The following is a 21520-nucleotide window of genomic DNA, read 5'->3' as shown; positions in this document are numbered from 1 at the left end:
ATTTGACCCGAGGGGCTAGGCGATGGAGCTAGACCATTCTCGAAGTCAAGTATTATACTTTCTTAAAATGTGACAAAACCCCTTGGTCCTATAACCAAGGGGCTAATCATCGTTATTTCAACACACCATTACTATAAAAATTATACGACTTTCCTGCGATTTTCACCCAGCCGGTCACCATGACTCCGTTGCTATTGAGGTAATACCACTGCCTGCCCCGTTGTAACCAGCCCGTGACCATCGCCCCGTTGTAGTTAAAGTAATACCATGCTGTGCCAACCTTCAACCACCCGGTGGCCATCACACCACTGCCGTTCAAGTAATACCATGCTGTTCCCACCTTCACCCAGCCTGTAGCCATCGCGCCGCTACCATTCAAGTAATACCAGCTTGAACCCCACCATAGCCAGCCCGTTTGCATCGAACCATTGCTAGTATTCAGATAGTACCAGGCCTTTCCATCCTTCAACCAGCCGGTCTTCATTGCCCCACTACTGTTAAAAAAGTACCAGTTTGAGCCATCCTTGACCCATCCTGTCTGCATCACCCCACTCCTGTTGAGGTAGTAACGATTGTCTCCATCAAGGACCCAGCCCGTCATCATTTCCCCACCGTCACTGAAGTAATACCAATTCGCTCCTTCTTTCATCCATCCGACCTGCATCGCGCCTGTTGTCAGATCAAAGTAATACTTGAACATTCCCGCGGTAAACCAGCCTGTTTTTTTCATATGAGTGATCGGATCATAGTAATACTTCTTGCCGTTTTCTTCTACCCAGCCAACCAAAACAGGTTTGCTTTTAACAACCGTCACGGTGGCGGCTGGACTCACGTTTCCAAACCAGTCCGTTGACGTAATGGTTAATTCCGTGCCCGCTGGTTGTGTAGGGATAATCACAGAAAATTGATTGTGATAGGTCATGGTTGACCCTATGACCACACCGTTTGCCTTCACTTCCAAAGTGGAATAGATTTCTACCTGCCCGGTGACAGCGGTATCCACATCGGTGACTTCATTGACCACTGGCATGAGAGGTGGGGTGGCATCTGCTACTCTCACATATACTTTTGGACTTCGATTTTCAGCCGCATCCCACGCATAAATGGCTAGTTGCGTGTCTGCCTCTTGGTGTGGAATCGACACCGTGAATTTGCCGTCTGCTCCGGTAACTGCTGTTCCAAGCAACGTACTTCCTTCCACTTCTACTCTTGAACCCACCTCCGCTTCACCGGTCACAACCGTATCATGATCGGTTACATTGTTGACAAGCGGTTGTTCCGGCGGGGTTCTGTCTAGTACCGTGATATGCGTTTCACTGACGTTTCCTACCAGGTCCGTAGCTGTGATAGCTAAAATCGTCCCTGCCTTTTGCTGCGGAATCGGAATCCTGAAGGTGACACTTTTTTCAGAAGTCGTTGTTCCTAAAAGGACGCCGTCCGCCTTCACCTCTATAGTGGCCACACTATCTGTCCAACCACTTACTTGCGTATCCTGGTCTGTCACCAAGCTAATAACTGGACCTCTTGGCGGCGTCACATCCTTCACCACCACTACGGTTGGCTCACTTTCATTTCCTTCTCGATCCAGAGCAGTCACGCTTAATTCCGTGCCTGCGGGCTGCAAAGAAGTACCATTCACCCAAGGGAACCAAAACTTGAAGTCACCATATCCATCCACTGGTGCGGTATCAAGCAGTTTCCCTGCTATTTTAACCTGTACGGTTCCCCAAGGTTCCGCTTTCCCCGTTAGAACGTTATCTGCGTCGGTTACTTCATTGACGATTGGTTTTACCGGCGGTGTTTTGTCTTTGACATAGAGAATTGCAGAATCACTTCCATTGCCTGCTTGATCATAGGCGGTAACCAATAGTCTGCTATGGGATGGCTGTGCCGGAATCGGGACCGCGAATTGCCCATCGCTTCCAGTTGTCGCCTTCCCAATCGTGCCATTATTCCACACGGAAATCTGGGAACCTGGCTCCGCCTGCCCCGTAACGACTGTATCCTTGTCGGTTACCTCATTCACAATTGGCATATCAGGTGGGGTTTCATCCGAATATTTACTTTTTGGCATAAAGGACACGTAATCCCAACCGCGGATACCCGCCTTATCCTCTGCAATTATACTTACAATTTTTATGTTGAGTGGTGTGTTTTCCGGATAGGTGTAGGTCGCAACCCATTCATCATTGGTACTATTATAAGTAAGTGGAATCGTTACCCCAGGGCTGTTTTTTTCATCTGTTAGTACCCCCCACACCGATGCCACTCCCGATTCTTCATCCACTACTTTTACCCGAATGGTAAAGGGATCTTCTAGGATGACAGGCATGGGATTAATGGTAAAGGACGTCACTTTAGGGGGTTCCGTATCTTTATGCTCCTCGTTTGATATCACTATGTATTCCACAAATTCAGCACAAGACTTTAATTTGTCATTCCCAGCCGTATCGTACATCTTTACATACAAATTCCACGTTCCCACCAGGGCATAACTGTCAATTGGAATGTCGACCTGCCATAAGCCGGTTTCCTGGTTGTACGTCATCTCAAATTCCTTATCCGTGAAATTGTGTAGAATAGCAGTTACTCTACTGACCCCAGATTCATCAGATACTTTTGCGGTCATGGTGAGTGTGTCCCCGATCACCGGATATTTTGACGAAACCGTGAAATTCTCAAGCACAGGAGGATTTATATCATCACTCGTGGATGTGCCTGCTGAATTTACAACGTCACTAGCTGCATCGCTTTGTGTGCCTGTCGCATTTACAAAATCACTGGCTGCATCGCTCTGTGCTCCTGCTGCATTTGCAAACCCTGCCCCTTGAAAAATAACCATGCAGCAAAGGACTAGAATTATCATTTTTTTACCCATCCGCTTCCCTCCTTCTTTCTATTATTCTCGCATACTATTTTACCATCATTTGTAAATAATTGGTTGGTTTTCCAAAAAAGATATAAAGTCTTTTCGCTTTGAACTCCATTCTTTTTAAAAACCGAGCCTGCCCCTCCTCTAATTGCGAATTTTTGGTTATAATAAAGGAATATGGATTTTTATCAATGAATGGACGGACTTTTTTAAAAAAATCGCGCTGCGGTGATGATTTTTATTTTTCCAAAAAGGGGGGTTACGGATATGGAGTCGACACCTGCTAGTGAAAAAATTGAGCTCTTCTCGGAACAGGTGAAGGAGCTGCTGCATTCGAGTGTGACGGAGGATGCGAAGCTGGTTTCGAAAGGGTTAATGTTGTACCGGCAAGGACTGGTGAAGCAGGTCCAAATCTTCCACGATGAAAAAGTGACCTCGACGGTTCAGGATGTCACGCCTTGCTATGTGAAGCTCATCTTGTCGTTTTTGTCAGAGAGCTCATGTTCCTGTCCTGCGGAAGGCTTTTGCCGTCATCAGGTGGCGACCTTTTTTGCGGTGTATGCCCGGGTAGGCAGTGTGGCTGATTGGGTGACAGACTGGCGCGAACCGGCTCGGGAGCAAGCGGCGTTTTCGACGTGGGGTATGCAGACGGCGAAGGATCTCGTGAAGGCGAACGGTGTGATGAAGCCGGATTACAGCCGCTGGGTGCAGTCGTTTGAGGTGAGTTTTGATACGCTCTTGGCGACGAAGAAATACACGAGTCCGTATGTGATTCCTGAGCTGTTTGGGATTTATGAGCGCCGGGTTCATGCAAGCGCCCCGGTGGAGCAGGAATGGCGCCTGTTATATGAGATGGTGTGGATCGTGGTATCGTTCCGGAAGCTGGCGGTTCTGAGTGAACAGCTGGAGCACAGTGAGGATATGGTGAAGCGAGCGTACTTGCATGTATTCCAGAATTTGTTGGAGGATGCGCATGAGTTGGCGGTGAAGATTGGTGTGCAGTCTTTGCCGTTTGCGTTTGATGAGTTTATTGAAAAATTGAAGGACGATGCGTTTGATTTGCTGACGTGTACGAGCGGGATTGAGAATGAGCGGATTTATTTGTATCGCCTGTTGTGGGTGCAATTTTTCAAGCAGAAGAGTTGGCGTGAGGCCGAGGTTGGCAAGATTCGTGCGCGGTTAAAGGAGCTTCATGATTGGGAGAATCCTGCGCCGCTGATGGTAGCTGGGATTCATATTAACTTGCTACTGGGAGACGATGAGGCGGCATTGAAGCTGGTGGGTCAGTTTGAGGACCGGGTGATTGTGCCGTATCTGGTGTATTGGATTGATTATTTAAGCCAGTTGAAGGCGTGGCGCCGTGTTGGGGTTTTGATTGAAATGTTTCTGCAAAAAATTAAGGGGTATCTGGAGGAGCTCGGCGGCTATCATAGCTGTGTGGCGTTTGTCCGGGATGCGCTCCGGGCAGTGACGCCTTATTGTGCGGAGACGGACCGGGTGGATTTGCTGGAGCGGGCGTTGCTGCAGACGCTGCCGTATAGTTTCCGGGAGTATGAGTATATGTTGTTTGAGCGTGGGCAGTATGATCGTTGGGGCGAGCTCCAGGCGTTTGTTGGCTTGAATTTTTATGATTTGCCGAAGGAACGGTTGAAGTTGATTGAGAAGGAGCGTCCGGAGGTGTTGCTGGGGATGCTGCATCAGACGGCCCAGCGTGAGATTGACCAGAAGAACCGTAGTAGCTACCGATTGGCTGTGCGGCATTTGAAGAAACTGCGGACGTTGTACAAGAAACTGAAGCGTGTGGATGACTGGGAGTACTTTATGGAAACGTTGCTGGATCGAACCAAGCGGTTACGCGCGTTTCATGAGGAATGTAAGCGGAGTAAGTTGATAGAGAGTTAGTGTTTCATTTTTTCGGGGGACAGTCCCCTGGGATGTTAACGCATTAAAGTACTGGGGGACTGTCCCTAGAGATGGTGTCAGGCACCATGCGTGGACATTTGTCATTGCGGAGTGGACAGTTTTGGTTTTGTGCCGTTTTTGGGGTGTTTTGTGTCATTTTGCTGTGGTTTTGTACCAAAATTAAAGTGTTTTGTGCCATTTTCACATCGTTTTGTGCCATTTTTCAGAGGGTTTGTGCCATTATACATTTTTTGGAAACATACACCCCTCAAAATAGGTAACTTAAAAATGCCCTTCTCATACAAAAGGAGTTTGTGTACCGATGCTTAAAACAAGGTTTATGAAATTGCTGACAACTAAATTAGGGGAAGGCCGCTTTCTGCTTACGGCCCAGGATGAGCGTGGTCACTTTATGAATCCATTTCGGTGGAAGAACCTCGTTTTTAGCAGCCACGAAGAAAGTTTCTTTGGCACGCTCCTTGAGACGGAGACCGTAAACGAGGTCGAAGGTGTGGTCCTTAGCGGCTGGCAGCTCGTCTCCCTTTTTGCCAAGGAATCATTCAACCGCTTCATTGAGTGGGATTGGAATGAGCAGTCCGAGATTTGTCTAGCGGCGGCCCATGCCATGCATGAAGGCATCGTGGAAAAAGACTGGCTGCCGGACTTTTCTGTTTGGGAGCATGGCGATTTCCGTTGGAAGCTGCCCGAACGCGTAAAAGATGAATTTGATCCCTCGTTTTGGGAGCAACAGGTTTCGGGGGCAGAGAATCCTGCCGACGACGAAGAGACCACTAAAAATTACATATCTGATTTATACAATAGTGCCCTAGATGCCTACTTAACGCGAAACGCGGCGATGAAGGAACTGTTCGGCCCGAAACTTGACCTACTACGGAAGCAAAACATCTCCGGCGGCGAACTCGCCCGTTATTTTGATGAGGAAAGCTGGCTCGAATGGGTTGGCATCAAGGAAAGCGATACGCCGTTTACGATCGGGCTTCGCCTAGATGAGCCCCTCGATGGAGAAGGTGCATGGACCCTAGACGTCTTCTTGCGTGGGAAAAAGAACCCCGATGAAATCTATGACTTAGAAGGTACCACCAAGATTCCGGCAAAATGGCGACCTTTTTTAGAAAAAGTCGACCGTGAACAACGCCGCTGGGTACGACTCATCCCGTGGCTTAGTGAGGATGATTACTTCAAAACGCATCTGACCGAGGAAGAAGCATGGATGTTTTTAACCGAGGCAAGTGAAACGATGCTGGCACTGGATGTCGAAATCCTCCTCCCGTCCTGGTGGCAGGCGATGAAAAATGCCAACCTAAAGGTGAAGGCGTCATTGAAAGGTACCGGAAGCCATCGCCCATCGTTCGTCGGACTTCAGGCGATGCTTGATTTTAACTGGCGTTTCTCGATGAACGGGGTCGACCTGTCCGAGGAAGAGTTCGGACAGCTCGTGGAGGAAAAACGGCGACTCGTTTATATTCGCGGCCGCTGGGTGAAGCTGGATCCGCAGTTCATCCGACAAATTCAAGATTTAATGAAGCGTGCGGAAAAAGAAGGCTTGCATGTTCGCGACCTTCTCGAGCAGGAGCTGGTGGATTCGGAAGCAACCGAAGAAGAGCTGGAGAATCCGAAGGCGTTTGCGAAAATACAAATTGAGCTGAACCGTCAATGGAAGCAGATGGTCAAGCAGCTGTCAGAGGTTCATGAAATCCCACTTGTGGATGTGCCTTCCGGGCTGCAGGGCGAGCTTCGTCCCTATCAACAGCTAGGCATGAGCTGGCTCTGGTTCCTGCGCCAATACGGATTTGGTGCGGTTCTCGCAGATGATATGGGGCTCGGAAAAACCGTCCAGCTCATCTCCTACTTGTTAAAAGTAAAAACCGATGCTAGCAAAGAGCTAGATTCGGTGCCTGACCCCCAATCAAAAGCTCCTGCAAAGGAAAAGGTTCCTACCAAAGCGGCGCTGATTATCTGCCCTACCTCCGTTCTTGGCAACTGGCAGAAGGAGCTTGAGCGCTTTGCACCGGAGATGAACGTTTACCTGCATTATGGTTCGAACCGCCTGAAAGAGGAGGATTTTTCTGAAAAAGCGAAGGACGCCGATGTGGTGTTAACCTCGTATGGCTTAAGCCATCTGGATTCTGAGGAGTTTGAGTCATTGATTTGGAGCTCGATTGCAATTGACGAGGCGCAGAACATTAAGAATGCGCAAACGAAGCAGTCGAAAGCGGTTCGCAGGCTGCGCGGCCGTCACCATATTGCGTTGACGGGAACACCGATGGAAAATCGCCTGTCAGAGCTGTGGTCGATTTTTGATTTTACCAATCATGGCTATCTTGGCAGCTTGGGGCAGTTCCAGAAGAAGTTCGTCATCCCGATTGAAAAGGATGAGAAAAAGGAAAAAGTGCAGCAGTTGCAATCGTTGATCCGACCGTTCTTGTTGCGCAGGACGAAAAAAGACGAAGAGGTTGCTCTCAACTTGCCGGATAAGCTCGAGCAAAAAGAGTACTGTCCGCTTACCCCTGAGCAAGCGTCGTTATATGAGCAGCTCATTCATGATACGTTTGCGGAGATTGAAAAATTGTCCGGGTTTGAGCGCAAGGGGTTAATTTTACAAATGTTGAGTCGCTTGAAGCAGCTTTGCAACCACCCTGCCCTTTATTTAAAGGAGAAATCGGCAACGCGTGAGCTTCTAGACCGTTCAAATAAAATGGAGAAGCTCGTCGAGTTGATTGATGCGGTGCTGGAACAAGGAGAAAGCTGTTTGATTTTTACGCAGTATATTGAAATGGGAGAAATGATTCGTGCGACATTGAAGAAAAAGTTTGGTATCGAGGTGCCGTTCTTGAACGGAAGTGTGCCGAAGACGCAGCGGGATGATATGATTGAGCGGTTCCAGGACGGGAAGTTCCCTGTGTTCTTGCTTTCGTTGAAGGCCGGCGGAACGGGGTTGAACCTGACGGCGGCGAATCACGTGATTCACTATGACCGCTGGTGGAATCCTGCCGTTGAAAACCAGGCTACGGACAGGGCTTACCGGATCGGGCAATCGCGCTTCGTGCATGTGCACAAGCTGATTTGTACCGGAACGCTGGAGGAAAAAATCGACGCGATGCTCGAGAAAAAACAATTCCTCAACGACCAAATTATTCAAAGCGAGAACTGGATCACGGAGCTTTCTACGGATGAGTTGAAGGACCTGGTGTATTTGGGGTAAAAAATGTAGCTGAAGAATTTTTCTTCAGCTATTTTTTTGTCATTTAGCTTGATTTCTGCAACATTGAAGTGGAATTCTACAAATTTTAGATTTATTCTACAAAATCAAGGTACAATTCTACAAAGTTTAGGAGGAATTCTACAAAATCGAGCAACGATTCTACAAAAGTTGGAAAAACACTTCCAAATCCATCTCATTAGAATCGATTTCCAAAGATTAATCACTAAAAAGCCAGGCGTTGAGCCTGGCTCAGGTATCTTCCTTTCAAATTATGTGTTGATCACCACTTGATAGCGCCTTAAAATTACCTCTTTTATATGATTTCCTTTCTTACTCGTCACTTTTGATGATTTACTCGTCATTTGTATGATTTACTCGTCGATTTTCTATTTTAATCGTCAAACTTCACACTTTACTCGTCGATTTTCTATTTCACTCGCCAAACCCATTCCTCCATAAAAAGAAATGTTTTACGATTGTTATTCCACAGGGACGTTACTACATAAGCTATGGGACATTCACAAAAAAATGACTATCAAATTTTGATAGTCATTTCTATTTTTACTATTCTTCAATACCCCATGCAATAACAAAAGTTTCTTCATCTATTAATACATAGATTGTATCAGTAATAACTTCAACGTCTTGACGGGCTTGCTCAATTAAACCATTAAGCTCCGCTTCCGTTGCCGGTACGCCTAGTTCTAAGGCAATTTTTTTCCACAGTTCTCCATAAGCTGGGTCGCCATAAACTCCCCCACTAACAGATCCGTCAAATCGAAATGCTCCAACTAACTCGTCGCCCTTGTGTAAAGTATAAAGTTCTAACTCATCATCATATTCAACAGTTAATCCATACTGTGTACGCGCCATTCCTTCGATGTTTTTGAAGGTTACGTCCGTGTTGTCATAAATAACCGCTCCATCAGCACCAATTTGTTTACCATCGATAGTTGTATTAGCTGCCATTGCTCCATTGCTGAAGAAGTAATACGTTTTTCCGTCAATGTCTTTCCAGTTAAGCGCCATTTTTCCAGACGTACGATCGAGGAAGTACCACTTACCCCCGGATTGTAACCAGCCTGTTCTCATTGCTCCGTTTGAATTCAAGAAGTACCAATTTTGACCGGATTTCAGCCAGCCTGTTTTCATCGCTCCGTTTGAATTCAAGAAGTACCAATCTTGACCAGATTTCAGCCAGCCTGTTTTCATCGCGCCTGATCCATCAAGGAAGTACCATAGATTTGAAATCTTTGCCCAGCCTGTTTTCATGGCACCACTTGCTTCAAGGTAATACCATTTGTTGTTGACAAAAACCCAACCAGTTTTCATGTAGCCTTTTGCATCAAAGTAATACCATTTATTGTTTACCTGCAGCCACCCTTTTTGCAACGCACCTTTAGCGTTATAGTAAGTCCAGTATGAACCTTTTTTCACCCATTGGTTATGGTACTGAACAGCTGTGGTTCCCGCAGCATAGGATGCAACTGGTGCTGAAAGTAAGCTTAGACCAACTACTAGAGCGACTGCTTTTAGTGTCTTTTTCAAAATTGATGCCCCCATTTTTCTATTATTCTATTAGCACACAAAGATAGTTTACTATTTTAACAAAAATTAGTAAATAATAACTTTTCTTACATTTATTGTTTTTTAATACAACAAAAAAGAGCACTTCTCCAGCTTGAAGAAATACTCTTATCGAATCGGTATCGAAAATAATTTTATTAAAATAAAAGGAATGGGTATCGAAAGGATCATCGTAAGGATGGGCCTCTGATCATGTAATCGAAGGAAAATGAACATAAAGATGTTAAATAGTAAGGAATGAACGATTGTCCAGCCATGTTCGTATACGAATGTACCGGTTTTGAGCAGTACCCATTCATTCGTTGTGTAAAGGATTACCCACAAACTTGTCCACCGGATGGAAAAAAACTGATTTGATGGATACCTTCCCAGAAATAGAAAAATGGTGCCGGTAAATACAATAAACTCTCCTACCAGCGCTACAAATTCACTTGTCAGTGGGGGTGTAGGCGTAATGGACCAGAGTCGGTGATTATACGAGAGGTAATAATACAGTACATCGCAAAAAAGAAAATATAAAATGGTGGCATAATATTTCTTAACATTTCTCCAGTCCCCCCATCTGAGGGTCACTAATGTCCACAAACTGACTCCAATTATTTCAGCCATTTTATCCCTCATTAAGTATCTTATTAACTTACCATTCCCAAAAAGAGGGGATTTATTTAAAAATAACTTCTTTTAACGGTTCTGCCTCCTCAAACTGAATGGACTTAGCTTTATACATTTTTCCATCCCAGCAATACTTGATTCGCAAGGTTCCAATGTGGCCAGCAGCAGAAATATACACAATTGTCGTGCCGTAAAGGACCCCGTTTTCCGTAGAATAGTTTTCTTCTTGGCCAACACCTGGACTAGGGGAAAAAGTCCCTTGCAGATAATGAAACTTCGAAAGTTCGACTACATGCTTTTTTTTGCCTATTAAAATGGTGGCTAGGTTCCCATGCCGCTCCATTTTTACCAGTCGTTTGACGGCGTCATTGATGGATTCAACCGGAACCTCTTCGTATCGTCGATTAGGGTCCTGGATTTGATTTAATAGATGGATTTCTTTCGTCGAGAGTCCTGACCCAGCGCCTGAAATCAGCACAACTACAATATCTTTTAAATGATCCCCGGTCAGGTCCTCATAAAATAGCTCAGGAGTAAATTTATCGTTGTACCAATCAGGAAAATGGTACTGCAGGACACTTTGACCGCCACCCAGTCCAACCTGGATCGTAAAGTTCCTGTGAGCCATCCAGTTTCCGTCAATTGTATCGGCCATCAAGAAAAGATTGTCATACCATACCTCTGATGGAAGGGATGAGATGACCACGCGTTCAACCGCATTCGCTCTTTCGAAAGTCCCCCCAAGTAGAAAAAGCATAACAAAGCAGATAGGAATTTTCTTGATCATCGGTACACCGCCTATTCTTTCTTGAATAGCTAGAATGTGGACTTCAAAAGAACAATAGTAAAAAGAGCTGACTTCAGCTCTTTTTTTGACCACTCGGTGAATATGTATTTGCTGTCTTCCAAACAAAATCAACTATTAATTTCAAAATAATAAACAGGATAATTGATACGATAAATGATTTAAAATAGTTCCAATTCTCCATCGAGTATAAATGAAAGTACACGCAAAGCGGGATTCCTATAAAGCTGATGACAGCAGATAATATTACCTGCGCCACGAGGTACGTTTTCCATTTTCTAAAATATTGATAACATAATGTCATAATGACGGGGATCACCGCAAAATCCACTGCATTAAAGCGATGGGTAAAAACTAAAAATTGGTGTGGGTATTCCCAATAATCAAAGTAATTCCCAAGCTCATCCGCAATACCACAGAGGACGAAACTAACCATGAAAGCCAATGAAATCAGTACGATTCGATAACGATCAATTAATATGAGTAAAAGCACAAAAAATATGGCATTTAAAATGACAATACTCCACCAATGGGCACTAAATAAATCCTGATGCAGCCATATCTCTGTTTCCGATGTTAGATACTTATTAAATGCCTTTTCTAAATGACTGTACATAATCGTTACATCCCTCATTTTTGATCTTTTAGACAGTCCTATCTTGCACAAGTTTAAATGAATTATTCCGTTAGTAAAAAAAGTCCTCCCTATTCCAAAAGATCAGCCATCCCCATCCTTAACAAACGTTTTCCCAAAAATATTTAAGCAAATTGAGATTTTTTTCATTCAACATGATGTTTGTCCAAACGATAATTGTCTTTAAAAATATATTTATATAGAGGAGTTTTCAACTCCATTCACTCACAAAAGGGGGTGAAATATATGGGCTGGGGATACAGTGGATACGGTGGCGGCTATGGCGGTGGCTATGGCGGAAGCAGCTTTGTGCTAATTGTTGTATTGTTCATCTTGTTAATTATCGTGCTTTCTACTTTCTAGTTGAACTTTATTAACGATTAGGACAAGATCGTGACAATGCGAATGGAAAAAGGGGCAGAACCTGGTGTCTGCCCTTTTTCTGCTAAAATGAAAGGAGGATACATGGAATGCCATTTTGGGGATTTGGACGAAGAGATTTGTTTTTTCGTGACGGGTTTAGAAGAAGACCGTTTTTTCCTATTGTTGAAATCGAAATTGAAAGAAGACGCATTGAAATTGAAATTGAATTAGAGAGAAGAAGACGATTCGAAATCGAAAGAAGAAGAAGACGTAGATTCTAATTAAAAAAGCACTCTAATATTAAGAAGGTACGAGTAAGAACGTGCTGCCCTACAAGGCAGCAGTTCTTTTTTTACTCTTTTAGAAATATAGACTTAATCTATGATTGCTGCTGTAAAACCAAATTCCACTCTTCAGAAGCTTTCTTCATATCCAGGTAGCAACTCTTAATGGTTTCTATATACTCATCATTCAGGTCCGTGGCATTCTTATCTTTTATAGAGTTGTAATAGTTTTCGTAAGAATTAAGAAGTTGCTGGTGAGCAGAAGTATAGGCTTTTGGAACTTTTATTAGTTTCATATAGGAAATTCCCCTTTGAAGGTCTTGGGCTCGACCAGGGCTACCCAGTAGTAATTTATCTATCGCACCATAATCTTTTTTCTCCACCCAAGGAAGTATATCGGACTCAAAACCTCCAACAATCATTTTCATACGTGTCTGCGTGTTATCTATATAGAATTGTTGGTTCTGCAAGCTTCCTAATGCAGTCCATGGAGTATAATCGGTACCTTCCTTTGGAACCATGCGCTCCTTATAAATGGCAAACCACTCATCAGATGCTTGTGTAATGGGTGTGTAAGCAGAATAAATCATCTTACCATTCGATTCGGTAATCATGTCATCCTTTTTCGCATTTTTTTGATATACCGTTAATACTTTAAGAAAATCTTTATAGGCATGCAACAAGTCTTCGTGTGCCTGTTTATATGGTTTGGGAACGGGCATATCTTCCATTTCTTTAGTCAAGGATTGCAAATGTAATTGCATATTGTAGATGACATTTTTCAATTCATCTTGTCCATAATGAGTGACTCCATTGGACTCCAGGATCAAACTTTGAATATCCCAATTCAACCTGGCGAATTCCGTCATTTGACTATCATAATTGATTAATTTTGCTTGTTTCGTTTCATGGGATTGCCAAAGGAAACCTATCCCCAACACCAGCAATAAAACTAGAGTCCTTCTTTTACGCATACATTTTCCCCATTCTCTGTAATTGTCATGGGGTCAGACCCCCTTTGGATTCTCCATATCGGTTCATGGTCCAAAAGAATTCATCCCATGTTCTGGTGGATATTCCTCTAACTGATCAGCTTGTCGCATATCATCGGTTGGGGCCATTCCCGACTTTTTGTCAAAATAAATCGCAATACCACTGAGGACAACGATTGGCAGCATAATGTATACCCAAATCAAATGAACACCTCCATAAATACACGGTTTATTACTATTATAGTACAAATTTTACTAATTTTTACAACATTTATTAAATATCATTATTTAAAAAATAAAAACAACTCTACCCCAACCGAATGGACTAGAGTTATTTCTTTTATGAATAGCTGACCACTAAGACATCAGCCGTTGTTGTCAGTCATGCATCGTATCGTGCAATTACCAGCATCATCACAGATTATATCGCAGTTCGTTTCCCCTGCTTCAGTACCAAAGCAGGCGATTGTGCAAAAAGGTCCAACACAAACTAATTGGCAGTTGTCTGGAATGTCTCTTATAGGGATTATTCGTAATTTCGGCAGTGAACCAAGTGAAAATTTGGATTGGAACACTCACACTTTTTGTCCTTTTTCTTCTTCTTTGACATCTTCGATACACTCCCTTCATAACAAGATATTCATGAAGGGGGACAAGTGTTAATCAAGGAAATTATGAAATTGGGTACCCTCTGACCGTTTATTCAACTTTTTTTAGACTAGCAACAATTTTCACTGCCTCCTTAATCGGTCCTTTATAAAAAAGGCTATAGACAAATCCATCACTGGTCTCCCAGACAACATTCACAAATGCAGAACGTCTAGTACCCCGTATAAAAATTTCCCCTTCATCCATGTCCATATTTTTAAGCCAATTTACTTTATTCATATATTTGAACAACTCATCTGCCTGTTGGTACGGTTCCTCTCCGTGATCTCCATCAAATAGAAGCGTCCATTTCCCCCTCCTCGCATGGATCATCGATCTTACTTTAGGTTCAATCCATAAATCGAATCCATTTTTCTTTTTATAAAAAACAAAATGATTGGGACGAACGACAGGTGTTACTGTTCCGACGTTTCCAAACAGATCCCCCATTTTACTCGACTCCCGGGGATTATATAACGCTGGATCATTCGGTGGATATGGCTTATCTATAGATAAAAAATCAATCCTGTACTCATTTTCATATGCTTGATAATTGCCAGTCATATATTTCTTTGACTTTTTCGTTTGCGCACTCCAATAGGTGGGCAACAAAACTGGAACCTTTGTATTTTGTGTCAGCACCTTTACAGCCGGTCGTAAAAAAGGAACGACTTCCGGTGGCTTCGCCATTGCAGTGAGAAACACTAGACTTATCAGGGACACCAATGCTAGCTTTTTCAAAAAAAGACCTTCTTCCATCGCATGTTTTTATTATTATTTGCAAGCTGTTTATTCTTATATCCCCCAAAAATGTAATCGAAAAATCTATCGTTTCTTTCTTAAGAATTTCGTAAGATTTGAGTAATAAAAAAGAAAATTTTCCTGTCTAAAATAAGAAACAGATAAAGAAATTGGGGGCTGGATAGAATGGAAATTAGTTCATTTGCAGAAGTTTCGTTTTACTTGTGGCTATTGTCTGAGATTGCTATTTTAATAAAAACCAAAGTGCAACGAAAAAATGTGGCATCAGAAAATAAGGATAAGGGCTCTTTTTGGGCTATTACTATTGGAATATTTACTTGTATCCTCGTCAATCAAATTTGCAATTCGATGAAAATTGGGTACGTTAATTCAACCATTTCGGATCTGGGTTCCATCTTAATTATCATCGGTGTGGTGATTCGACTTTGGGCAGTAGTAACTTTAGGTAAACATTTCTCGTTGGTCGTCTCTGTTGAATCGGAGCAAAAAATCATCCAAAGCGGCCCTTACCGAGCTGTCCGCCATCCTTCCTATACAGGTGCATTGCTGGTGTTTATTGGTATTGGCCTTGCTTTTAATTCGTGGGTTGGTTCCGTAATTATGCTTGCCTTCTTCATCGTTGTATTCGGTTATCGTATGCGTATTGAAGAAAAAGCCTTGGAAGCTGGATTTCCAGAAGAATATCCACGGTATATTCAAAAAACATCGAAATTAATTCCGTTTGTTTGGTAAAATTCAATAAGGGACGGTTCTTGAACCGTCCCCTTTCGTATTCACGCAGGATTGGCAATACTTGTACGTTTTATGTTCGGAATTAGGTTGTTATAATGGTTGTTAAGATATAATTAGGGGGATACCGCAATGAACACATTTAATAAGTTAAGGCCTATTATTGCAGACCAGCTGGGTGTCAAAATGGAGAATGTCACACCGGATGCATCATTCAAAGATGACTTGGAAGCGGATTCGCTTGATATGGTGAACCTGACGATGGAAATTGAAGATGAATTCGCGATCGAAATAACTGACAAAATTGCAGCGACGCTTCAAACGGTCGGTGATGTTGTAAAATTTATTGAAAACCGTTAACCAATAAGGAAGGCGGATCGCCCCAGGAGCAGAAGGCATCCGCTCAATCTTCCTATTACATAAAACATACTTATCAGTTTGTTATTCTTTTAAGTAACTTCCAGTTCGTTTGCCTTGAAATGATGGTTAGCCCTTTGAAAAAAGCAAAACCTATCAAAGCGCCACTCACGTTTAAAATGACATCATCTATATCAAACTGACCTATTTGTAGAAAGAATTGTCCTATTTCAATAGCAAATGTCATACCTACTACACTTATGAGAAGTTTCGCAAATGACCTATATTTTTTAAAAAGGATCGGCAGTAATATACCTAAAGGAACAAAAATCATAATATTCCCCACTGTATTATGTAAAATGATATCCACATTATAGTGTTCCCTTTCAATAATATAGCGCGAGATGGTCTTGAACGGGATGAGATTCGAATTCAGTTTCCAAACCTCCACGCTGAAAAAGCTCTGTGTGTTTTCGGTATACCAAAAGTAACGATTAAACGAACCATGATCAATGATCCTGCCGATGATTCGTTGAAATAGTAGATTCCAAAGTATGATAAAAGAATAAAGATAGAATGCGATCTTTATACCAACATTGTACAATTTATAGCCTGGAAACAAAGAGGATTGCAATCCTTCTTTTAAAGTATTCCTATCTCCAAAACTAGCTAGCGCTTGTTGAACCGCCTCACTCTCAGAAAGCCCCTGTTCTATGTACTCGCCCTTTAACAATTCCAGGTGTTGAATCATTTCCTCCGCTATATCAGCTCTTTCATTTTTATCGCATTGTAGTTCCTTCACTATCTGGTCAACGTAGGCCTTAATGTTTTGATCCAAGCCATTCCCTCCGAACATTTCTTAATTAAATTGTGTATCTTCTCCCATTCGTTAAGCTTCCGTTCTAACTCCTTCTTGCCATCCTCCGTGATGCGGTAGTACTTTCTCCTTGACCCGACCTCTGGATTTTCCCAGTAAGACTCGATCCAGTCCTTGTTTTCTAGTCGTTTTAAAGCCGGATATAGGGTGCCCTCACTCATGTTGTATAGCTCGTTACTGTTTTCTTTTAGTGTCTTTACCATCTCATATCCATACATATCCCTCTTGCTTACGATGGAAAGAAGTAAAATATCGATGCTCCCTTTCATAATTTCCTTATCCAAAAAAGTCACCTCGCTTTAAGTTTATTTCTATTTACATCGTAACACGATGCACCTCGTTACACAAGGTTGATGCGAAAAAATATCCAATTTCTATTAACATTCTGGCATTTTCCGTAATTTTTATCTTTTTTGATAAAATTTGTCTTGGGTTACTCACCAACTACTTAAATACACCCACTTCTCCACTAAAAACCAGGCGTTTAGCCTGGCTCAGGTATCTTCCTCTAAAAATATGTCTTGATCTCCTCTTGAAGCGCCTTTAAAATTACCTTTTTTATATAAATTCCTTTCTTACTCGTCACTTTTGATGATTTACTCGTCAAAATTTATGATTACTCGTCTACTTCTCATTTTACTCGTCAACCTTCACACTTTACTCGTCACTATTTACGTTTTACTCGCCAACCATGTAACTACACTCACTCCTCCAACATCCACGAGAGTCTCAGCTAATGTATATAGAGAAAACCTAAGATCCAGATATACGCGGAGATATTCCGATTAACTGCTCTATTAAGACAATATCCAAATGGAAGAGTGGTAAAGTTCGTGCAAGCAAAGCGCCTACTGCAAAGAAACCTACAAATAAACCTACCACTATTATCGATGACTGGGAGCAAACATTGAAAGGATTGGAATCTTGAAGACAGAAAGACTGCCAAATTTTTGGCAGTCTTTTTTGATAGAAAAATTATTCCCCAACCGTCTTCAAATCCTCTAATCCAACCATGTTAATGGTGTAAGGTTGTTTGTATTCTTTCGCTACTTGTGCAGACACTTCCTTACGAATCTGCTCAATTAGCTTCTGATCCTTTTTCTCAAGGGAGGTCTCGATCGTAATTACAAGCTCACCTTTGGTAGAGTAAGTGAAAGAATTAATTTTGTACGCCTCTTTCTTAGCCAATAATCCTTCAAAAATCGTATAAAGATTCTTTTTGAGCTTCGTTTCCTCATCCATATTAGTGAGGTTCACTGATTTGATGTCCAAAGAAAATTCATTATACTTCTTTTTTTGGTAAGCTTGAATGATGGTCCGAACCTCATCGACGTGTTTTTCTGTATCAGGAAGGATCACAAATATTTCATCGAGCCCCGGGTTCATTCCCACGTAATCAACACTATACCCTTTATCCTTGATTAAGGTTTCGATTTTTTGGGCCTCCTCAAGCATGATGCGATTGATTCGTCTCATAGAGGCATAAAAATCAGCTTTAAACGGAAGAACCTCGATCGCTTTTGCATAATATCCCTTCTGATTGAGCATTTCTTTTGTCAGATTTTCAGCATCCACTTTCGTTTTATCGTTATAATCTTTACTTATTAGAAAAACATATACTTTTTCCGGTTCGTCGCCTTCCATCAACCCTTGACCCACACGTAGACCAGTAACCTCGTACCCGCGTTTCAATCCTTCCTCCCGAACAAGGGCCATCAGCGATTTTTCCCCATTTTTATCTAGGTCTTTCAAAAACACTTGATTTAAATACGGAATTTTCGATGCGATTTGTGCCATTGCTGGAGATACAAAGGCAGAACCGAAGAACAAACCGCCAACCGCCACAAGTCCTGCTAACGACCCGATGAGTTTTTTCCTTTTACTCATGCCCCAGACTTTTACCGGTGTTACCTTCTCTTCCCCTTTTGCCTGCTCGATTCCTTTAAACATACGATCCATGACCTCATCTGGAATATGAATTTTTTCTAGTTCCCTCTGAATCTTGTTCATGAAAGTTCCTCCTTCGGATAGTCCAAGCGGATTTTTTCTAAGGTTCGGTAAATTTTCGACTTGACCGTACTGACTGGTGCTTCAACAATCTCCGAAATTTCATGGAAGGTATAGTCCTGATAATACTTGAGATAAATTAACCTTTTTTCGTCTTCATCTAAGGAATATAGCAATTCATTTAATAATAAATCGGAGTACCTATCTTCCGTCTGCTGTGTTCCTAGTTCTCTAGTAAAAGGCAGCTCGACCACTTTTTGTTTCTTCCTTAAAAAGTCAATGGATGCATTGATGGTGATTTTCAGGATCCATGTCTTAAAGTAATTCAATTCCTTTAAACTGTTTCTGTTCTTAAACGCGCGGTAGGCAACCTCCTGAACAATATCCAGTGAATCAGATTGATTCTTCATATACATATAGGCCATCCTATAGATCGAATCCTTATTTGTTTCAAATAAGGTAATAAATAACTTTCCATTTAGGATTCCATCATTGCCAGATAAGGTCATATCCTCACCCCTTTTTTCTCTTTACACTATTAGACCGAAACAAAGTTCAATTTGGACGAAGAAATTAAAAAAAATTTTTTTGGGGACAGTCCCCCGTTGCTTTAAAATAGCGGGGGACTGTCCCCAGCTATGATCCATGGGGTTTTTTCCCAATTGTTTGTCCCCACGATTTTAGTGTGTAGTGGGCGATAGTTGGTGGAACTGGACGATATGAGGTCGTAAGTGGACGATAAATTTCAAAAAGTGGACGATAACCTGCGTAAAGTGGATGATACCTTCTTCAAACCGGTCGATAAGAGGATTCGGTAGTGTAGTCCTAAAGATTCTGTTTGCTTTTTTCCCATCAAGGAGGTCTTAAGAGCCACGAGATCCATCCCTCTGTGCCCTCTATGTCAAATAAGAGCATAAAAAAAACGCTAAATTTAGCGTTTTCTAATTTTTACGCGCCTTAGAGGATTCGAACCTCTGACCGTACGCTTAGAAGGCGTATGCTCTATCCAGCTGAGCTAAAGGCGCATTACGATATGTATTAACGGTGGAAAGTGAGAACTGTAACTCTTTAGACCCAAGAAAACCTGCCCGTAAAATAAAATATGGCTCCGCAGGTAGGACTCGAACCTACGACCGATCGGTTAACAGCCGATAGCTCTACCACTGAGCTACTGCGGAACAACAATATACTATTATAATGGGCCTAAATGGACTCGAACCATCGACCTCACGCTTATCAGGCGTGCGCTCTAACCAGCTGAGCTATAGGCCCGTAATTGGAGCGGGTGATGAGAATCGAACTCACGACATCAGCTTGGAAGGCTGAGGTTTTACCATTAAACTACACCCGCAAGTTTGGAGGCAACACCCGGATTTGAACCGGGGATAAAGGTTTTGCAGACCTCTGCCTTACCACTTGGCTATGCTGCCATGACTGGGCTAGCTGGATTTGAACCAACGCATGTCGCAGTCAAAGTGCGATGCCTTACCGCTTGGCTATAGCCCAATAATATAATAAATGGGGCGACTGATGGGAATCGAACCCACGAATGCCTGAACCACAATCAGGTGCGTTAACCACTTCGCCACAATCGCCATAATTTGGTGGAGGGGGACGGATTCGAACCGCCGAACCCGGAGGGAGCGGATTTACAGTCCGCCGCGTTTAGCCACTTCGCTACCCCTCCACATTAAATTGTTTCATAAAAATAAATGGTGGCTCAGGACGGAATCGAACCGCCGACACAAGGATTTTCAGTCCTTTGCTCTACCGACTGAGCTACTGAGCCATATAAAGATGTTTCACTAATCTTTTATTGAGAAAGGTCCTTTGCTCAAAAAAACTTCCGTTCTTTTTCGCAGATTGCCGTAGAAGCGTAATCAGGATGTGAGCAATCTGCTCTACCGACTGAGCTACTGAGCCACAAAATATATATCAAACAGTAGAGTTAACTACTGGAATAAAAATGGCGGTCCGGACGGGACTCGAACCCGCGACCTCCTGCGTGACAGGCAGGCATTCTAACCAACTGAACTACCGGACCATATTGCGGGGACAGGATTTGAACCTGCGACCTTCGGGTTATGAGCCCGACGAGCTACCAGACTGCTCCACCCCGCGACGGTAAAAAACTATTTAATTTTGAGCATGCACCATGTGTTAAGACCGCCCCGATTTCGGAAAGCCTATTCAAGCTGCGGCTCAATCGTTGCGCTGTAGAGTATTCGAGAAGCTTATTCGAACGTGCTCCACCCCGCGACGGTAAAAACTATTTAATTCTAAAATAATATGGCGGAGGAAGAGGGATTCGAACCCCCGCGCGGTTTAACCCGCCTGTCGGTTTTCAAGACCGATCCCTTCAGCCGGACTTGGGTATTCCTCCATATTATATAGCGGCGGAGGGGATCGAACCCCCGACCTTACGGGTATGAACCGTACGCTCTAGCCAGCTGAGCTACACCGCCATTTCAATTACCATAAATGGAGCCTAGCGGGATCGAACCGCTGACCTCCTGCGTGCAAAGCAGGCGCTCTCCCAGCTGAGCTAAGGCCCCATATTTAAAAAATAGTTCAGACTGGTCGGGAAGACAGGATTCGAACCTGCGACCCCTTGGTCCCAAACCAAGTGCTCTACCAAGCTGAGCTACTTCCCGTAATAATGGCGCGCCCGAAAGGAGTCGAACCCATAACCTTCTGATCCGTAGTCAGACGCTCTATCCAATTGAGCTACGGGCGCATTATTTTAAAAGTGGTGCCGAGGACCGGAATCGAACCGGTACGGTAGTCACCTACCGCAGGATTTTAAGTCCTGTGCGTCTGCCAGTTCCGCCACCCCGGCAATATGAGAGCGGAAGACGGGATTCGA

18 protein-coding genes and 17 tRNA genes are annotated in these 21520 nt (G+C 43.1%); 6 read left to right on the top strand and 29 right to left on the bottom strand.

The genetic code is table 11. The annotated features are described in order from the left end of the window. Window positions 1-112: 112 nt before the first annotated feature. Window positions 113-2878 (bottom strand): Ig-like domain-containing protein, encoded by a 2766-nt coding sequence (locus ABES03_RS06215; protein WP_430116106.1) that lies wholly within the window; start codon window positions 2876-2878, stop codon window positions 113-115. 261 nt (window positions 2879-3139) lie between these two features. On the opposite strand from ABES03_RS06215, the gene ABES03_RS06210 reads away from it, so the two are divergent. Beyond that, complete coding sequence (locus tag ABES03_RS06210; RefSeq protein ID WP_430116105.1) at window positions 3140-4774, top strand: SWIM zinc finger family protein; 1635 nt, start codon at window positions 3140-3142, stop codon at window positions 4772-4774. 322 nt (window positions 4775-5096) lie between these two features. After that, window positions 5097-7997: a DEAD/DEAH box helicase gene (locus ABES03_RS06205; RefSeq protein WP_430116103.1), complete on the top strand. Its 2901-nt coding sequence runs from the start codon at window positions 5097-5099 to the stop codon at window positions 7995-7997. A 564-nt stretch (window positions 7998-8561) separates the two neighbouring features. On the opposite strand, the gene ABES03_RS06200 is transcribed toward ABES03_RS06205, so the two are convergent. The 4 genes from ABES03_RS06200 to ABES03_RS06185 all read right to left on the bottom strand — a co-directional run bounded on the left by ABES03_RS06200 (window position 8562) and on the right by ABES03_RS06185 (window position 11617). Continuing rightward, a complete protein-coding gene (locus tag ABES03_RS06200) occupies window positions 8562-9545 on the bottom strand; it encodes a hypothetical protein (protein WP_430116101.1) in 984 nt (327 codons plus the stop codon). Between the two features lie 147 nt (window positions 9546-9692). Continuing rightward, the gene (locus tag ABES03_RS06195) at window positions 9693-10193 is read right to left on the bottom strand and encodes a hypothetical protein (RefSeq protein ID WP_430116100.1); all 501 of its coding nucleotides are present in this window, start codon (window positions 10191-10193) and stop codon (window positions 9693-9695) included. Window positions 10194-10245: 52 nt separating this feature from the next. Further along, window positions 10246-10983, bottom strand: a complete 738-nt coding sequence (locus ABES03_RS06190; RefSeq protein WP_430116098.1) for a hypothetical protein — start codon at window positions 10981-10983, stop codon at window positions 10246-10248. A gap of 73 nt (window positions 10984-11056) precedes the next feature. After that, on the bottom strand, window positions 11057-11617 hold the full coding sequence (locus tag ABES03_RS06185) for a CBO0543 family protein (protein WP_430116097.1): 561 nt from the start codon (window positions 11615-11617) through the stop codon (window positions 11057-11059). Window positions 11618-11881: 264 nt separating this feature from the next. Between ABES03_RS06185 and ABES03_RS06180 the strand changes: the two genes are divergently transcribed. Together ABES03_RS06180 and ABES03_RS06175 are read left to right on the top strand one after the other, a co-directional pair. After that, window positions 11882-11998, top strand: a complete 117-nt coding sequence (locus ABES03_RS06180) for a YjcZ family sporulation protein (protein ID WP_430116095.1) — start codon at window positions 11882-11884, stop codon at window positions 11996-11998. 107 nt (window positions 11999-12105) lie between these two features. Next, window positions 12106-12279, top strand: a complete 174-nt coding sequence (locus tag ABES03_RS06175; protein ID WP_430116093.1) for a hypothetical protein — start codon at window positions 12106-12108, stop codon at window positions 12277-12279. Between the two features lie 98 nt (window positions 12280-12377). Here the strand turns inward: ABES03_RS06175 and ABES03_RS06170 are convergent, their stop codons facing one another. From ABES03_RS06170 to ABES03_RS06160, 3 genes are all read right to left on the bottom strand, one after another. Next, entirely contained in the window at window positions 12378-13256 is an 879-nt protein-coding gene (locus tag ABES03_RS06170; RefSeq protein ID WP_430116092.1) for a hypothetical protein, read from the bottom strand. Window positions 13257-13319: 63 nt separating this feature from the next. Then, entirely contained in the window at window positions 13320-13478 is a 159-nt protein-coding gene (locus ABES03_RS06165; RefSeq protein WP_430116090.1) for a hypothetical protein, read from the bottom strand. Window positions 13479-13973: 495 nt separating this feature from the next. Continuing rightward, complete coding sequence (locus tag ABES03_RS06160; RefSeq protein ID WP_430116089.1) at window positions 13974-14663, bottom strand: hypothetical protein; 690 nt, start codon at window positions 14661-14663, stop codon at window positions 13974-13976. 186 nt (window positions 14664-14849) lie between these two features. Here ABES03_RS06160 and ABES03_RS06155 point away from each other — a divergent pair, with 186 nt between their 5' ends. Then, complete coding sequence (locus tag ABES03_RS06155) at window positions 14850-15416, top strand: methyltransferase family protein (RefSeq protein ID WP_430116086.1); 567 nt, start codon at window positions 14850-14852, stop codon at window positions 15414-15416. 129 nt (window positions 15417-15545) lie between these two features. Continuing rightward, complete coding sequence (gene acpP, locus ABES03_RS06150; RefSeq protein ID WP_430116085.1) at window positions 15546-15773, top strand: acyl carrier protein; 228 nt, start codon at window positions 15546-15548, stop codon at window positions 15771-15773. 73 nt (window positions 15774-15846) lie between these two features. On the opposite strand, the gene ABES03_RS06145 is transcribed toward acpP, so the two are convergent. The 21 genes from ABES03_RS06145 to ABES03_RS06045 form a co-directional block, all read right to left on the bottom strand. Beyond that, window positions 15847-16608: a VanZ family protein gene (locus tag ABES03_RS06145; protein WP_430116083.1), complete on the bottom strand. Its 762-nt coding sequence runs from the start codon at window positions 16606-16608 to the stop codon at window positions 15847-15849. Continuing rightward, window positions 16572-16931, bottom strand: a complete 360-nt coding sequence (locus ABES03_RS06140; protein WP_430116082.1) for a PadR family transcriptional regulator — start codon at window positions 16929-16931, stop codon at window positions 16572-16574. The genes ABES03_RS06145 and ABES03_RS06140 overlap by 37 nt, the downstream gene beginning before the upstream one ends. Before the next feature lie 691 nt (window positions 16932-17622). Next, window positions 17623-18657 carry a DUF4179 domain-containing protein gene (locus ABES03_RS06135; protein WP_430116081.1) on the bottom strand — a complete coding sequence of 345 codons (1035 nt, stop codon included), beginning with the start codon at window positions 18655-18657 and terminating at the stop codon, window positions 17623-17625. Beyond that, window positions 18654-19163: a sigma-70 family RNA polymerase sigma factor gene (locus ABES03_RS06130; protein WP_430116079.1), complete on the bottom strand. Its 510-nt coding sequence runs from the start codon at window positions 19161-19163 to the stop codon at window positions 18654-18656. Before ABES03_RS06130 ends, ABES03_RS06135 begins: the two co-directional genes overlap by 4 nt. A 442-nt stretch (window positions 19164-19605) precedes the next feature. Next, window positions 19606-19679, bottom strand: a tRNA-Arg gene (locus ABES03_RS06125). Window positions 19680-19757: 78 nt separating this feature from the next. Continuing rightward, a tRNA-Asn gene (locus ABES03_RS06120) sits at window positions 19758-19832 on the bottom strand. A gap of 20 nt (window positions 19833-19852) precedes the next feature. Beyond that, window positions 19853-19926 (bottom strand) — tRNA-Ile (locus ABES03_RS06115). Between the two features lie 5 nt (window positions 19927-19931). Next, window positions 19932-20005, bottom strand: a tRNA-Gly gene (locus tag ABES03_RS06110). Between the two features lie 5 nt (window positions 20006-20010). After that, window positions 20011-20084 (bottom strand) — tRNA-Cys (locus ABES03_RS06105). 4 nt (window positions 20085-20088) lie between these two features. Further along, window positions 20089-20160: transfer RNA gene (locus tag ABES03_RS06100), tRNA-Gln, on the bottom strand. A gap of 13 nt (window positions 20161-20173) precedes the next feature. Further along, window positions 20174-20249 (bottom strand) — tRNA-His (locus ABES03_RS06095). Window positions 20250-20256: 7 nt separating this feature from the next. Next, window positions 20257-20341 (bottom strand) — tRNA-Tyr (locus ABES03_RS06090). Between the two features lie 26 nt (window positions 20342-20367). Then, window positions 20368-20443: transfer RNA gene (locus ABES03_RS06085), tRNA-Phe, on the bottom strand. A gap of 178 nt (window positions 20444-20621) precedes the next feature. Further along, a tRNA-Asp gene (locus ABES03_RS06080) sits at window positions 20622-20698 on the bottom strand. A gap of 3 nt (window positions 20699-20701) precedes the next feature. After that, a tRNA-Met gene (locus ABES03_RS06075) sits at window positions 20702-20775 on the bottom strand. Window positions 20776-20944: 169 nt separating this feature from the next. Next, window positions 20945-21037, bottom strand: a tRNA-Ser gene (locus tag ABES03_RS06070). 8 nt (window positions 21038-21045) lie between these two features. After that, window positions 21046-21119 (bottom strand) — tRNA-Met (locus ABES03_RS06065). Between the two features lie 17 nt (window positions 21120-21136). Then, window positions 21137-21209, bottom strand: a tRNA-Ala gene (locus ABES03_RS06060). A gap of 22 nt (window positions 21210-21231) precedes the next feature. Further along, a tRNA-Pro gene (locus ABES03_RS06055) sits at window positions 21232-21308 on the bottom strand. 6 nt (window positions 21309-21314) lie between these two features. Further along, window positions 21315-21391 (bottom strand) — tRNA-Arg (locus ABES03_RS06050). A 13-nt stretch (window positions 21392-21404) separates the two neighbouring features. Then, a tRNA-Leu gene (locus ABES03_RS06045) sits at window positions 21405-21493 on the bottom strand. Window positions 21494-21520 lie beyond the last annotated feature (27 nt).

It is taken from the genome of Neobacillus rhizosphaerae (assembly GCF_050477885.1).
Taxonomy (GTDB): domain Bacteria; phylum Bacillota; class Bacilli; order Bacillales; family Cytobacillaceae; genus Neobacillus; species Neobacillus rhizosphaerae_A.
Note: the sequence above shows the minus strand (reverse complement) of the source record. Positions and strands in the feature narration are given on the sequence as shown.

Bases quoted from the DNA above. Each gene is read 5' to 3' on its own strand.
- ABES03_RS06215 (WP_430116106.1), bottom strand. From the start codon at position 2,878: ATGGGTAAAAAAATGATAATTCTAGTCCTTTGCTGCATGGTTATTTTT.
- ABES03_RS06210 (WP_430116105.1), top strand. From the start codon at position 3,140: ATGGAGTCGACACCTGCTAGTGAAAAAATTGAGCTCTTCTCGGAACAG.
- ABES03_RS06205 (WP_430116103.1), top strand. From the start codon at position 5,097: ATGCTTAAAACAAGGTTTATGAAATTGCTGACAACTAAATTAGGGGAA.
- ABES03_RS06195 (WP_430116100.1), bottom strand. From the start codon at position 10,193: ATGGCTGAAATAATTGGAGTCAGTTTGTGGACATTAGTGACCCTCAGA.
- ABES03_RS06190 (WP_430116098.1), bottom strand. From the start codon at position 10,983: ATGATCAAGAAAATTCCTATCTGCTTTGTTATGCTTTTTCTACTTGGG.
- ABES03_RS06185 (WP_430116097.1), bottom strand. From the start codon at position 11,617: ATGTACAGTCATTTAGAAAAGGCATTTAATAAGTATCTAACATCGGAA.
- ABES03_RS06180 (WP_430116095.1), top strand. From the start codon at position 11,882: ATGGGCTGGGGATACAGTGGATACGGTGGCGGCTATGGCGGTGGCTAT.
- ABES03_RS06175 (WP_430116093.1), top strand. From the start codon at position 12,106: ATGCCATTTTGGGGATTTGGACGAAGAGATTTGTTTTTTCGTGACGGG.
- ABES03_RS06170 (WP_430116092.1), bottom strand. From the start codon at position 13,256: ATGCGTAAAAGAAGGACTCTAGTTTTATTGCTGGTGTTGGGGATAGGT.
- ABES03_RS06155 (WP_430116086.1), top strand. From the start codon at position 14,850: ATGGAAATTAGTTCATTTGCAGAAGTTTCGTTTTACTTGTGGCTATTG.
- acpP (WP_430116085.1), top strand. From the start codon at position 15,546: ATGAACACATTTAATAAGTTAAGGCCTATTATTGCAGACCAGCTGGGT.
- ABES03_RS06135 (WP_430116081.1), bottom strand. From the start codon at position 18,657: ATGAACAAGATTCAGAGGGAACTAGAAAAAATTCATATTCCAGATGAG.
- ABES03_RS06130 (WP_430116079.1), bottom strand. From the start codon at position 19,163: ATGACCTTATCTGGCAATGATGGAATCCTAAATGGAAAGTTATTTATT.